Genomic DNA, 12,780 nt, shown 5'->3' with positions numbered 1-12,780 from the left:
CGCCACCCCGTCCACACGATGGTGCGTCGACGGACGGGTACGGTTCGGCCATGGATCTTTCCGGAGCACACGCTGACGAGGACACCACCACGCGCGCGGCGGCCCTCGAGGACACCGCCAAGAACACCGCGCGCCAACTGCTCGTGAGGACGGGGGCCTTCGGGCTGACCCCGGAGGCCGTGGCCGAGGCGGGCGGGTTCGCCGTCGCCGACGTGGCGGCCGTGTTCCCGCACCGGGACGACCTGTTGACCGCGCTGGTCATCGACGCCTACGACGCCTCCGCCGCCGCGATGGAGCAGGCCGACCGGGCGGCCCTGGAGTCAGGCGCGTCGGCCGGCGCGCGACTGCTCGCGGTGACGCGGGCGCTGCGGGCGTGGTCCTTCGCCCACACCGTCGAGTTCACGCTGATCTACGGCTCCCCGGTGCCGGGGTACCACGCCCCGCAGGACACGGTCCCGGCCGCCGCGCGCACTCCCGCGGCACTGGCCGCCATCGTGCGTTCGGCGCTGGAGGCCGGTGAACTCACCCCGCCCCGGCGGACGATACCGGGGCCGCCGCTGCTCCTGCCGGACGCGGTGGCGCTGTTCGGCGGCGTACCCGGGGCGCCGTTCTCGGACCTCATCGAGCGCGGGATCGTGCTGTGGAGCAACCTGATCGGGCTCCTGGTGTTCCAGGTGTTCAGCCGTACCCACGACAGCGTCCGCGACGAGTCCGCGTACTTCGACTTCGCGATCGCCGTGGCGGCCGAGGGCATCGGACTGACGGTCCCCCTGGACGGGGACGCCGGCACCGGCACCGGCACCGGCACCGCGTAGCGCAACTCCTCCCGTACGGAGGGCCGGTCCGGAGGGCTGGTCCCGACCCTGATCCGCCGGACAGGCCCTAAGGGGTTGCCGCCGTCGTGGTCAGGCGGGCGCGCCACCAGTCCACCGTCGACTCGATCTGCTGGTCGAGCGGGGTCGCCCGTACCGTGAACTCGGCCTCGTAGGCGGTCGCATCGAGGACGAACGGGCGGTCGAACTGGTAGCGGATCTCCTTGAGTTCACGCAGCAGCGGCGAGACGAGGGCGCCCACGCCCAGGACGGGGGACGGCAGCCGGCGCACCGCGACCGGTCCCGTCCCCGCCTGCGCGGCCAGCCGGTCCACCATCTCCCGTACGGACAGCGGGGGGTGCGTCGGGACGTGCCAGGCCCGGCCCCAGGCCCGCTGCTCCCCCGCGACCTCGGCCAGGGCCCGGGCCACGTCGGGTAGGTAGGTCCAGCTGTGCGGGGCGTCCGGATCCCCCAGCGTGGAGACCGGCTTGCCGCGCAGCAGCCGGGGCACCACGCGTTCGGCCAGGTGGCCGCCGGCGGTCACGCCGGGCCCGAAGAAGTCCGAGGCGCGGACCTCGACCGCCTTGATGCGGCCCGCCTCGTGCAGGGAGCGCGCCTGCTCCCAACCGGCCGCGCGCACCCGCCCCTTGGGCCCGGTGGCCGCGAGCGGCAGCCCTTCGGTCAGGGGCCCGTCCACCGGACCGTAGCCGTAGAGGTTCCCGAGCATGACCAGTACGGCCCCGGTCGCCTCGGCCGCCGCGCAGACCGACGAGACCAGCGCCGGCCATTGGCTCACCCATTGGTGATAGGGCGGGGCGGCGCAGTGGTGGATCACGTCCGCGCCCCGCGCGGCCGCTGCGAGCCCTTCGCGGTCCGTGGCATCGCACGCGACGTGCTCGATACCGGGTTCCGCGCCACGGCCCGACCTGGTCACGACCCGCACCGAGTGCCCCTGCCCGACCAGCAGTCGAGCGGTGGCCGCCCCGGCGGGCCCGAATCCTACGACGACATGAAGGCTCACGGACGAACACTAGCGCGGGAGCCGGCGGCGATCGCCGGGGCGGGGCCGGGCGATGCGGCGGAACCGCTGCGTCACCCCGCGCGGAGCGGGCACAATCCGTGAGGGTTCACCCGGGCAGCGCCCGCAGCACGCCGTCACCCCTTGGAGCCGCCGGTGTCGTCGCATGAGATCCCCGTCACCCTGACCCCGCAACAGGCCGCCTACGGGGTGATCCTCACCGTGGATCTGCCCACCGGCACCGCCCGTCTCAGAATTCCGCCCGCCCAGGACGGCGCCCTCGTACGGGCCCGGGTCGGTGACGCCGAGGTCCACTTGCGCATCCGGGTGGCGGTCCCCGCGGCCGCGTGGCCGGCGCCGGGTCCGGGGCGGCCCGGGCCGGCGGGCACGGCCGGGGCCCGGCGTTGGTTGGTGCCGCTCGGCGTCGTCGCCGCGCTGGTGATCGCCCTTGTCCTGTACGCCGGCTGGAGCGACGGCGACACCGTGGCGTACCCCGCCCCTTCCGACTCGCCGACCGCGACCGACACGCCCACCCCTTCCGACTCGCCCACGGCGGACGGCACACCCACCCCGTCGTCCGCCCCGGCCTATCCCGGCCCCTTGCCCTCCGAGACCGAGGCCGACCCGTTCGACCAGGGCACCTGCCTCAACGGACCGAAGCCGGACTCGTCGACGGCGCAGCGCGTCACGGGCATGCACGAGGTCCCCTGCTCGGCGTCCGACGCGCACTACCGGGTGATCGAGCGCATCCCGCTGACCTCCGACCTGAACCGGTGCAACTCCAACCCCAGGACGGAGTACTCCTTCTCCCACCGCTACACGCGGGGCGGGATCACCGTCAACGAGTACGTGTACTGCCTGATCGGGATCGGCCCGTACGCCCGCGGCAACTAGGGCCTGTATCGGGAAGTGGATCTGTCGCAATGAATGCTCTTCGTCCATGGGCGGGGTGATCTCACTGACTGCCTGTTTCGTATCCCCTGTACGGGCTAGCCTGGGGGCCTAGGCTTGGCAGGTGTCGAAGGACGCCAAGAAGGCTGTGGAGAGGGCCTGTCGGGCTTGTGGCGACCGGCTTCGGCCGGGCGCCAGGCCGGACGCGGTGTTCTGCTCGGCGGCCTGTCGTTCCAGGCAGTGGCGGGTGGAGCGTCGGTTGCGCCGGCGTCTTGCCGCGGTGCAGGGCGGGGTCGGTGAGGGCGAGTGCCGCGAGTGCGGGGCCCGCTGTATCGCGGGGGTGGACCGGCGATTCGCGGCCGTGTATTGCTCGCCGAAGTGCAAGGTGAGGGCCTGGCGGCGGAACGATCCGTTCGCAGACCGGTCACAGTAACCGCAGCGCGAACGCATCAGTTGTCCAAGTTTGGTCAGTTCCCAGATATTTGCGGTCTTTCGTTGTGATCTTCCTCTTTGCGGTCTGACTCTCGGTAACGAGCGGGCTTTGTACCGTCACGGCAGGAAGACGGCCGTGCCAGGGCCCGCGCTGCGTGGTGACACACCATGCCCGAGGACAACGAGAAGATCGGAAGCGTCAGCCCGTCACGATACGAACAGATCGTGGCCGAACTCCGCGAAGTCGTCGACCAGCACTCCCGCGGCCAGTTCACGATCGGTGACCGCGCCCTGGAGATCGAACCCCTACGAGCCCGGGACAGCTCCCGGCCCGAGGGCGGATGGAGCGTCAAGGAGTCGCTCATGCGGCTCGCCGAGGACATCGGCCTCAAGTTCGGAACCGTCAACAACGCCCGCTGGGTCGCTTCCCGCTGGCCCAAGGAGCACCGGCAGGCCGGCGTCTCCTTCACCGTCTACCGGATCCTGGCCAGCGTCGACGACGAGGACGAGCGATTCGCGGCCGTGAAACGCCCGCCGAAGGGCAAGACCCGGTGGACCGCGGACGACGCCAGCCGCGTGCTCGGCTGGCAGGTCGACAACCCGGTCTCCAAGCAGGAGAAGATCAGCGCGATCCACGTCCTCGCCCAGGACGAGGAAGTCGCCGCGGTGGTCACCACCGACCTGCTGCGCCGGCCCGCGGTCTCGGCGCAGGTCGCAGTCGAGGACCGGGTCAGGGTGGTGGAGGAGTTCACCCGTGACGAGACCGTCGCCGCGACCGTGACCACTGGCCTGCTGCGGCGCCCGGATGTCGCTTTCAGGGCGATGAGCGACGACACCGCCCGCCACCAGGTCAACCACGCCCAGGTCGAACGCGGCCGCCAGGCCCGCGAGCACTTCGAGCGGACCAGCCTCGTCGCACCGGCGGTCAAGCAGATCAACCGCACGGTCGAGTTCCTGGACCTGGTCACCGCCTGCCACTCCTTCGTCGCCGCGGCCGGCAGGGCCGTCCCGGGCCTGCGGGACCGCCAGCTGACCGAGGACGAACAGGGCATCGTCCACCAGAACATCGCCAAGGTGCGGGCCACCCTCGACTGGATCGAGAACGCCGTCGACACCGGCAAGGTCGACATGGACGACGAACTCGCCGCCCTCCTCCGAGGCCAGTAGCCATGCCCCGCGCCTCACGGCGCCGGGGCGTCGCCGCTCTGCGGCACGCCGACACCCTCCGGTTCGTGCTCTTCGAAGCACGCCCGGCCGGACTCCTCTTCCACCAGCTCACCCGCGCCAGCGACCTCACCCCCAGCCAGGTGAGGGCCGGACTGGCCGCCCTGCGAGACGTCATCGCAGACCAGGGATGGCCCCCGCTGATCTGGACGCGGACCGACGGCTACCAACTCGGAGCCGAACGAGCCGCCCTGGAGGCATACGAACGAAAGGTGATCAAGGAGAAGCTCACCGAGTTCCGCCGGTTCATCACCGGCACCGTCGCTCCCCACGCTGCCGCCCACCCGGGTGACAAGTGGGTCCGTCACATCACCGCCCAGCTCAATTCGATCGAGTCCACCCTCGACCTCGTCAACAGCTACTGACCCCTCACTGCCCGGGGCCCGGCCGAAGGCCGGGCCCCGGGCAGCACCGGCTTGAAGGCCAGCCGCCATGCGCCGACGCCGCTACCCCTCCGACACCACCGACGCCGAATGGGCCCTGCTCGAACCCCTGCTGCCCGTCCCGGCCTGCGAAACCACCGCCGGCGGCCGGCCCGAGAAACACGACCGGCGCGAGATCGTCGACGCGATCCGCTACGTCGTCGACACCGGCTGCAAATGGCGGGCCCTGCCAGCGGACTACCCACCCTGGCGGACCGTCTGGGGGTTCATGGAACGCTGGGCCGCCCGCGGCATCATCAACCAGATCCGCGACGCCCTCGCCGGGCGGATCCGCAGCAACATGGGCAAAGGACCCCGCGCGGTCGCCACCGTCATCGACTCCCAGTCCGTCAAAGCCGCCGAGACCGTCGGCCGGGACACACGCGGCTACGACGCGGGCAAAAAGATCAATGGCCGCAAGCGCCACATGATGGTGGACACTCGCGGCCTGCCGCTGCTCGTCATGGTCACCCCCGCCGACCTCCACGACAGCCACGCGGCCAAGGAAGTCCTCTTCCGCCTCCGCCTCAAGCACCCCGAGACCACCATCGTCTGGGCGGACTCTGCCTACGCGGGCAAGCTCGTGACTTGGGCAAAATGCCCCGCCGGTGGGTAGTGGAACGAACCTGGTCCTGGATGATGCGGGCCCGCCGGCACGCACGCGACTACGAACGGCTCATCCAGCACTCCGAAACCCTCATCACCTGGGCAGCCATCACCCTCATGACCCGCCGGATCACCAAGACACGCAAGCCCCCAGAGCGGTTCTCACCCGTGTTCTGACCAGGCACGTCAAGGCACCCACCCCGCCTACGCAAGTCAGCACCGCACCCCGCCGCCACACCACTTGTCATGGCGGCCTCACAAGCAGGCAGTGAACAGTTCGACCGGCAGTTCGTTGCCCGTCCGCACGACCCGACTCCGTGATATGTAAGTACGACTGACAGAGGATCATGAAAAACGGGGTGTAGGCGATGATGCTTCAAAGGACGTGCGGTGTGGCCGTGGGCCTGACGCTGATACTGGCACTGGCCGGCTGCTCGGACGGAAGCGGCAGCGGTGGGAGCGGCGCCGCCAGCGCGCCGCTCAACCCGTCCCAGCTGGGTCAGGCCATCCCGAGCAAGCTCGCCGCCCCGAAGGGCTGGAAGGGGCAGGAACCGCTCGTCAAGGAGGGCAGCAAGGCCCGGAAGGAGTGTGAGCAGGCGGCCCGCGTGAGCTGCGCTGGCCTCACCTCCATCGCGACAAGCGCATATTCCATGTCGGACACGGATGTCGACACGGATGTGACGTTCACCCTCATCGCCTACGACTCCGTTGAGAACGCCAAGGTGGGCATGAAGTCGGCGGTCGCCAGCAGTCACGAGCGCGAGCCCGACAAGCTCAAGCCGCTGACCGTCAACGCGGGCGCCGATGAGACGGACGCCTACACGAAGGAGGAGTTCACGAGCGCGTCACTGCGTGTCGGTACCGTCGTCGCCCTCGTGGTGGGCGAGTCCCTGCCCAAGGACCACGACCTGCAATCGTTCGCCAAGCTCCAGGTCGGCCGCATCACCACCGCCGCCAAGGGCAAGAACCCTGACGCCTAGCTAGTCGGTGTCCGTCGCCGCCAGGATGGTCAGGCGGCGGCGGTCCGGGGCGAGGGCGGCTATGCCGTAGTCGTAGATCTCGTTGTGGAACCACTCCGTGTCGCGTTCGAAGTGGAACCAGGTGCTCTGCGTTGGCCCGGCAGCCGTGAGCACCACACTCACGGCACTCACACTCGCCGGCCCCGCTCTGGACAGCGGCGAGGAGCCGTCGCAGCCGCCGCTCAACCCACTACTGTCTGGAACGACAGGCCTTGCTCGCGTCCTTCGACACCAGCCCAGCCTAGGACTCAAAGCTAGTCCGCGCAGGGGATCCGAAACAGGCACTGATGAACAGTGGTCGGCGTTGGAGCCGTTGCTACCGAAGGGAGCGAAGGCGAGACGGCCGCCTGTCTGGCCCCGGCGGCAGTTGGTCAACGGCATACGGTTCCGGGTCCGAACGGGCGTTCCGTGGCGGGATGTGCCCACTGTGTACGGGCCCTGGGGCCGGATCTACGACCTGTTCCGCCGATGGCAGCGGAACGGTACCTGGCACAAGGTCGTCATCCGGCTCCAGTCCATGGCCGATGCGAAGGGTGCGATTACGGGACCTGAGTAGCTATTCCACCGTGTGCCGCGCCCATCAGCACGCGGCCGGCCCGAAACGTGGGGTGATCTTCAGAAGGAACCGCCGCATTGGGGCGGGCCGACCACGTGTCCGTCCCGATCGGGTGCGTGCTGATAAGGCGTATGCCTCCCGCAAGAACCGCGCTTACCTGCGTCGCCGGGGGATGCGCTGCACCATCCCGGACAGGGCCGACCAAGCACGTCACCGCAAGCAGCGCGGCTCTCGCGGCGGTCGGCCGCCGAAGTTCGACCTGGTCGACTACCGCGAGCGCCACGCGGTCGAGTGCGGGATCAACCGCCTCAAGAGGCACCGTGCCGTCGCCACGCGATACGACAAACCAGCGGTCCGCACATGAGGCGCGTCCAGAAGGAACCCGGAGCGTGGAAGATCTGTCACTCCACGGCAGCATCGAGGAGAATCTGTGCCAGCTCGCGCGGCTGGGAGAACATCGGCCAATGCCCGGTGTCCATCTTGATCAGCCGCCAGTGCTTGCTGTCCACTAGCTCGGCTACGTCTTTGTCAGGCTCGGCATCCTCGGGCTCAGCCCCCGCGAGCACGCACAGGATGTAAGTCGCCGGAAGTTCACTGAGCGGCCTCGTCAGCACGGCGGGCTCGGTCAGCGTGGCGCCTGGGTGAGGCGTCGAGCCGCGGACGAGGCGTGCGATCTGCTCATCAGTGAGACCCTCGCCATCGTAGTGAGAAGCTGGCGCGAGCGGCCAGAACCCTCCATTTTCGGCGATCGATGCCTTTACCGCCGCTCCGCCGTCCGGCCAGGCGGAGACAAACGACTCGCCGTCAGTTGGAACATTGGAGTCCACGAATACCGCGCGGGCCAGCCGGTCCCCGATCCGCTCCGCGGCCTGACCGACTGGAATGCCCGAGTAGCTGTGACCTACCAGGACTACGTCACGCAGGCCCTGGCGTTCCACCTCGGCAACGATGTCCTGGACGTGAGTCGCCTGCCCCGCCGGGACACCCCGCTTGTCAGCAAGGCCGGACAGTGTCAACGGGTAAACGCCGTGGCCAGCCGCACGCAGACACGGCGCCACCTCGTCCCACGCCCACGCCCCGAGCCGTGCACCTGCAACCAGCACGAAATTCACCATGCTCGTACCGTAGCCGAGCAGCCCAACGCTCCCTAGAAAATACTTTCGATACGCGGCCTGGTGCCGCATCAGGCACCGTGTGGCTGGCGTGGTGGTCTTCGATCTCATCAAGGGTGGGCTGGCGGCTGGCATCCATGCCCTGACCGACAGGCAGGGCAGACGTTGGCTGATGCGGCGTCAGGGCCTGTCCGGCGTCGGTACTCGCGTCGGCGGCGGGGCGGTCGCCGACGCGCCCGCCGTGACGCGGTCCAGGTCGGCCAGCAGCGACTCCAGCCAGGAGACGGCCGCGTAGTACGTGGCGGGGGCGCCCGGCGGTTCCGGCGGGGGCGGCGCCGGCGGGCGCGAGCCGACCGGGGCCTTGGGGGTGTCGTCGCCGGGGTCGAGGTGGGCCGACGCCACCAGCATCCGCCCGGCGACCCGGTCCCCGAGCCGCAGGACGGCCTCGGCCTCGGCCGTGCCCAGGGGTGGCGCCGTGGCCGGTGAACCCGGGGCCGGCTCCAGGAGCCGCCGGGCCCCCCACAGCGTGTGGTGGGCGGTCATCAGGGCGTTCTGCCAGTCCACGGCGGGCCGGTCGGCGTCATCGGCCGGCCGCACCCCCTCGCTCTGGTACTGCGCGAACGCCGATTCGGCCATCGCCAGGCTGTGCTGGAGCGAGCCGTGGCCCGGCTGTGGCCCCGTCTGCCGCGCGCCGCCCGCCGCGAGCGCGGCCGCGGTGGCCACGACCACCTCGGCGGCCCCGCGCAGCAGCACGGCCACCGACCGACCCAGCTCGTCGTGCGCCCCCCGGGGCCAGGCCAGCAGGCCGAACACCGCGCCGATCGCGCTGCCGATGAGTACGTCGAGGAGCCGGACCTCGGCCAGCCTCCAGGTCGCCGGGGCCAGCTGGGCGAAGACCAGGGCCACGACCAGCGTGAACAGCGCCTGCGCCCAGCCGATGCCGCGGACCGGCCCCACGGTGAAGGTGAACAGCATCAGCGGCGGCAGCACGATCCCGTAGATCAGCACATCCGTACCGCCGAGGGCGAGCACGGTGCCGGCGGCGAGGGCGCCGATCAGCGTGCCGGTGAGCGCCTGCCGGATGGAGGCACGGGTCTCTGTGACGGTGGTACGGGTGAGCGAGAGGGTGGCGAGCATGGCCCAGAAGCCGTGCGGGAGGGTGTCGAGCCCGGCGACGGTGCGGGCGGCGGCGAGCGCGAGGCCGAGGCGTACGGCGTTCTGGAAGAACACCGACCGCCCGGCGGCGTGGCCCTGCAGCCGGTACCACCACAGCGCGGGAGCTCTGTGGTGGGCGTACCAGAACCGTCCGGTGTCCACGAGTTCCTTCCCCGCCGCGCGGCCGCGTACGGCGAGGTCGGCTCCGGTGCCCATCGCCAGCGCGGCGTCGGCCACCTCGATGAGGGCGGCTCGGCGGCGCAGCGTGTCGGGGTCCCCCGCGTCCGTCCCGGCGGCCGCGGCCCGGTCCTGTGCCAGCCGGGTCCGGGCGGAGAGGGGCTGCTCGGGCTCGGGCTCGGGGCCGGGGCCGGGGCCGGGGCGCTTCCCGGGGCGCCCGGGCCCCGCGCCATGCAGCTGCGCGGCGACCTCCTCGCAGAGCCGTCCGACGGAGCGGAGCAGGTCCGGCCCGGCATCCGCGTCCGGCTGTCCGCGCTGTCCGGGCGGGGCGGCGGGCAGCCGGGTCAGACGGTTGAGGAGGGTGCGCGTGGTGAGTCCGGTGTGGGCCAGTGCCCGTTCGCGCAGGGAGGGGCCGGCGGGCCGGTCGGCCTCGGCGACCTGCGAGGGCCGCAGGGACTGGCTCACCCGCTGGGCCTCGTCCAGGAGCGGACCGCCCACCGCGTACGGGGCCGTGTCCGCCGCCGCGGCGCACCGTGCCGCGGTACCGGCGGCGCGGGCGGCGATCTCCCGGTACGGGACGGTCGGCGGATCGGGGAAGAGGAAGGCCTCGGCGGCGATCAGCAGGCCGATGCCGACGGTCGCTCCGATGAGCCGCTCGTCGAGGGTGTCCGGGGCGTACGGCGGGAAGCTCGGCAGGATGTACAGCAGCTGGAGCCCGGGGCCGGCCCCCGCGGGCCGGGGCCCCGCCGCGGCGGCGAACGCCAGCGTGAAGCCGATGACCAGCATGCCGAGGACCGCGGTCCAGGTGTGTACGGCCAGCAGGGTGCCGGCCGCGATCAGGAGCCAGGCCAGGGGCAGCAGGCGGACCAGCGCGGCGGCCCGCTGGCGGCCGGTGCCCGGGATCCGGGAGAGGCCGGCCATGGAGACGGCACCGAAGAGCGCGTACGTCGCGGCGGTCCGCTGGTCCAGGCCGTAGCGGAAGAGGTAGAACCCGGCGCACGCGGCCAGCGTGACGCGGACGGACCGGCGGCCCGCCGCGGCGTACGCCCCCGTGCCCCGCAGGCCGGTGCGGCCGCGATCAGCGCCCATGGCACCAGGATCACGCACCGCGCCCCGCCCGGCACGGCGGACGTCCCGGACGATCACGGCCCGGACCGTTGACCGCAGGGGGGTGCCGGGCCGGCGGACGCGGCCCTGGAACCGCGGGCGAGACCGCTGGCGCCCGGGCCGTGCGCGCCCGCCGTTCACGGCCTCGACGGCCCGCGCAGCCTGCGCGGCCCGCTCGACGCGATCGACGCGATCGACGTACGTGACTTGGGCATGCCCGGCGTGGTCGACGTCCTCGACCAGCTCGGCATGCTCGGCATGCTCGGCATGCGCAGCGTTCCTGACGTCCTCGGCGTGGCCGGCGTCCATGGCATGGCCGGCGTCCTTGCCGTGGGCCGGCGGCCTCGGAGTGGCCAGCGTCCCCGACGCCCCCAGCGTCTCCGGCACGCCCGGCGTCCCCGGCACGCCCGGCACGCCCGGCACGCCCAGCGTCCCCGACGTGGTCGGCCTGCCCTGGTCCCGGCGGGGCCGTCATCGCCGGCCCTTCCGGGGCAGCCCCCACGAAGCCCCGAGCTGCCCTGGAAGGGCTCCGGACCGCCCGGGCACGGGCACCCCGGACGGTCCGGGCCGTCCGCCTGGCCGTCCGCCCTGTCCGGGCCGTCAGGCCCGAACCGGGCCGGCCGGGCCAGTCATGCCGACAGTGGGCGGTCGTGCGCCGCGACGGGGGCCGGGAGTTCTGTTCGGCCCGTCAGGTAGCGGTCCACGGCGGCGGCCGCCGAGCGGCCCTCCGCGATGGCCCACACCACCAGGGACTGACCGCGCCCGGCGTCGCCCGCGACGAACACCCCGTCCGTGCGGTCCGGCGGTGCGCCGAGGGCCGCGAATCCCGCGTCCCTCGCGAAGTTGCCCCGCTCGTCCCGGCTGAGACCGAGCTGTTCGCCCAGACCACCGGCCCGCTCGGGGCCGGAGAAGCCGAGTGCCAGCAGGACCAGCCCGGCCTCGATCACCCGCTCGGTGCCCACCAGCGGGCGCCGCGCCGCGGGTTCGACCTCGGACAGGTGCAGCGCCCGCACCCGGCCCGCCGCGTCGCCCTCGAAGCGCAGGGTCGCACTGGCGAAGACCCGGGGATCGGTGCCGTGGCGGCCGCGCGCCTCCTCGTGGGCGTGGGAGATCCGGTACACCTGCGGATGCACCAGCGGCCAGGGCTCGGCATCGGGCCGGCCGGGTCCCGGCTCGGGGCGGATGTCGAGCTGGACCACCGACGTCGCGCCCTGTCGCAGCGCCGTGCCCAGGCAGTCCGAACCGGTGTCCCCACCACCGACGATCACCACGTGCGCGCCCTCGGCCGTGACGGCGGGCGCCTCGACGTCGCCCTCGCCGACCCGGTTGGCACCGGTCAGGTAGTCCATGGCCTGGTGGATACCGTGCAGCTCGCGGCCCGGTACGGGCAGCTCCCGGGGTTCGCCGGCCCCGACCGCGACGACGACCGCGTCGTGGCGGCGCCGCAGGTCGGCGGCGTCGACGCCGCCGCCGACGTCCGTGTCCGTACGGAAGGCGGTGCCCTCGGCCCGCATCTGGGCGATCCGGCGCTCCAGGTGTGCCTTCTCCATCTTGAACGCCGGGATGCCGTAGCGCAGCAGTCCGCCGACGCGGTCGGAGCGCTCGTAGACGACGACCGTGTGCCCGGCCCTCGTCAGCTGCTGGGCCGCGGCCAGCCCGGCCGGGCCGGAGCCTATGACGGCCACCGTCCTGCCGCTGAGCCGCCCGGGCGGCGCCGGCTCGGCGTACCCGCACTCCCACGCCTGGTCGGCGATCGTCTGCTCGACGTTCTTGATGGTCACCGGATCGGCGTTGATCGCCAGAACGCAGGCGTCCTCGCAGGGCGCCGGGCAGAGCCGGCCGGTGAACTCGGGAAAGTTGTTCGTCGCGTGCAGCCGCTCCGCGGCCGCCCGCCAGTCCCCGTGCGCGGCATAGGCGTTCCACTCGGGGATCAGGTTGCCCAGCGGGCAGCCGTGATGGCAGAAGGGGAGGCCGCAGTCCATGCAGCGGTCGGCCTGTTCGCACACCAGGGGCAGCAGCGCCTGGCCGGCGTAGACCTCCCGCCAGTCGCCGAGGCGGAGGGCCGCGGGACGGGCGGGGACGGGGCGGCGGGGGATCCGGAGGAAGCCGTGCGGGTCGGTCATGCGCCGCCTCCCTGGCTCACGGGGCGGATACGGCGTTCCGACCAGGCTACGCCGCCTCCGGGGCGCCCACCCGGCGACGGCCGGAGGCGGGAGGCCGGGCCGCCGGTTCCCCGGTTCCACCGTCCC

The 12,780-nt window shown here is 72.3% G+C and carries 10 protein-coding genes and 2 pseudogenes; 7 read left to right on the top strand and 5 right to left on the bottom strand.

Annotated features, from left to right (window positions below; all coding sequences use genetic code 11):
- Positions 1-50: 50 nt before the first annotated feature.
- Entirely contained in the window at positions 51-815 is a 765-nt protein-coding gene (locus tag ACZ6KO_RS06770; RefSeq protein ID WP_469300865.1) for a TetR-like C-terminal domain-containing protein, read from the top strand.
- 67 nt (positions 816-882) lie between these two features.
- Here the strand turns inward: ACZ6KO_RS06770 and ACZ6KO_RS06765 are convergent, their stop codons facing one another.
- Positions 883-1,833, bottom strand: coding sequence for an NAD-dependent epimerase/dehydratase family protein (locus ACZ6KO_RS06765; RefSeq protein WP_469300863.1), 951 nt, complete (start codon positions 1,831-1,833; stop codon positions 883-885).
- Between the two features lie 153 nt (positions 1,834-1,986).
- Here ACZ6KO_RS06765 and ACZ6KO_RS06760 point away from each other — a divergent pair, with 153 nt between their 5' ends.
- The 5 genes and pseudogenes from ACZ6KO_RS06760 (at position 1,987) to ACZ6KO_RS06740 (ending at position 6,385) form a co-directional block, all read left to right on the top strand.
- Positions 1,987-2,724 (top strand): LppU/SCO3897 family protein, encoded by a 738-nt coding sequence (locus ACZ6KO_RS06760; protein WP_469300861.1) that lies wholly within the window; start codon positions 1,987-1,989, stop codon positions 2,722-2,724.
- A gap of 597 nt (positions 2,725-3,321) precedes the next feature.
- Positions 3,322-4,320 (top strand): DUF6192 family protein, encoded by a 999-nt coding sequence (locus ACZ6KO_RS06755; protein WP_469300859.1) that lies wholly within the window; start codon positions 3,322-3,324, stop codon positions 4,318-4,320.
- Positions 4,321-4,322: 2 nt separating this feature from the next.
- Positions 4,323-4,742 carry a RacP protein gene (locus ACZ6KO_RS06750; protein WP_469300857.1) on the top strand — a complete coding sequence of 140 codons (420 nt, stop codon included), beginning with the start codon at positions 4,323-4,325 and terminating at the stop codon, positions 4,740-4,742.
- Between the two features lie 67 nt (positions 4,743-4,809).
- A pseudogene (locus ACZ6KO_RS06745) lies at positions 4,810-5,546 on the top strand (IS5 family transposase); the annotation flags it as partial.
- 251 nt (positions 5,547-5,797) lie between these two features.
- Positions 5,798-6,385 carry a hypothetical protein gene (locus ACZ6KO_RS06740; RefSeq protein WP_469300855.1) on the top strand — a complete coding sequence of 196 codons (588 nt, stop codon included), beginning with the start codon at positions 5,798-5,800 and terminating at the stop codon, positions 6,383-6,385.
- Here ACZ6KO_RS06740 and ACZ6KO_RS06735 read toward each other — a convergent pair whose 3' ends face one another.
- Complete coding sequence (locus ACZ6KO_RS06735) at positions 6,386-6,547, bottom strand: DUF6183 family protein (RefSeq protein WP_469300853.1); 162 nt, start codon at positions 6,545-6,547, stop codon at positions 6,386-6,388.
- A 181-nt stretch (positions 6,548-6,728) separates the two neighbouring features.
- On the opposite strand from ACZ6KO_RS06735, the pseudogene ACZ6KO_RS06730 reads away from it, so the two are divergent.
- Positions 6,729-7,344 (top strand): annotated as a pseudogene (locus ACZ6KO_RS06730) (transposase).
- A gap of 37 nt (positions 7,345-7,381) precedes the next feature.
- Here the strand turns inward: ACZ6KO_RS06730 and ACZ6KO_RS06725 are convergent.
- The 3 genes from ACZ6KO_RS06725 to ACZ6KO_RS06715 all read right to left on the bottom strand — a co-directional run bounded on the left by ACZ6KO_RS06725 (position 7,382) and on the right by ACZ6KO_RS06715 (position 12,654).
- Entirely contained in the window at positions 7,382-8,095 is a 714-nt protein-coding gene (locus ACZ6KO_RS06725; protein WP_469300851.1) for an alpha/beta fold hydrolase, read from the bottom strand.
- Positions 8,096-8,272: 177 nt separating this feature from the next.
- Entirely contained in the window at positions 8,273-10,513 is a 2,241-nt protein-coding gene (locus tag ACZ6KO_RS06720; protein WP_469300849.1) for an FUSC family protein, read from the bottom strand.
- 647 nt (positions 10,514-11,160) lie between these two features.
- Positions 11,161-12,654, bottom strand: a complete 1,494-nt coding sequence (locus ACZ6KO_RS06715) for a glutamate synthase subunit beta (protein ID WP_469300844.1) — start codon at positions 12,652-12,654, stop codon at positions 11,161-11,163.
- Between the last annotated feature and the right edge of the window lie 126 nt (positions 12,655-12,780).

This window comes from Streptomyces sp. NPDC042102, assembly GCF_055582305.1.
The sequence above is the reverse complement of the archived record's forward strand: the minus strand, read 5'-3'. Positions and strand labels throughout refer to the sequence as shown.

Excerpts from the sequence above, each read along its gene's own strand:
- ACZ6KO_RS06755 (WP_469300859.1), top strand. The coding sequence starts at position 3,322 with ATGCCCGAGGACAACGAGAAGATCGGAAGCGTCAGCCCGTCACGATAC.
- ACZ6KO_RS06725 (WP_469300851.1), bottom strand. The coding sequence starts at position 8,095 with ATGGTGAATTTCGTGCTGGTTGCAGGTGCACGGCTCGGGGCGTGGGCG.
- ACZ6KO_RS06720 (WP_469300849.1), bottom strand. The coding sequence starts at position 10,513 with ATGGGCGCTGATCGCGGCCGCACCGGCCTGCGGGGCACGGGGGCGTAC.
- ACZ6KO_RS06750 (WP_469300857.1), top strand. The coding sequence starts at position 4,323 with ATGCCCCGCGCCTCACGGCGCCGGGGCGTCGCCGCTCTGCGGCACGCC.
- ACZ6KO_RS06770 (WP_469300865.1), top strand. The coding sequence starts at position 51 with ATGGATCTTTCCGGAGCACACGCTGACGAGGACACCACCACGCGCGCG.
- ACZ6KO_RS06715 (WP_469300844.1), bottom strand. The coding sequence starts at position 12,654 with ATGACCGACCCGCACGGCTTCCTCCGGATCCCCCGCCGCCCCGTCCCC.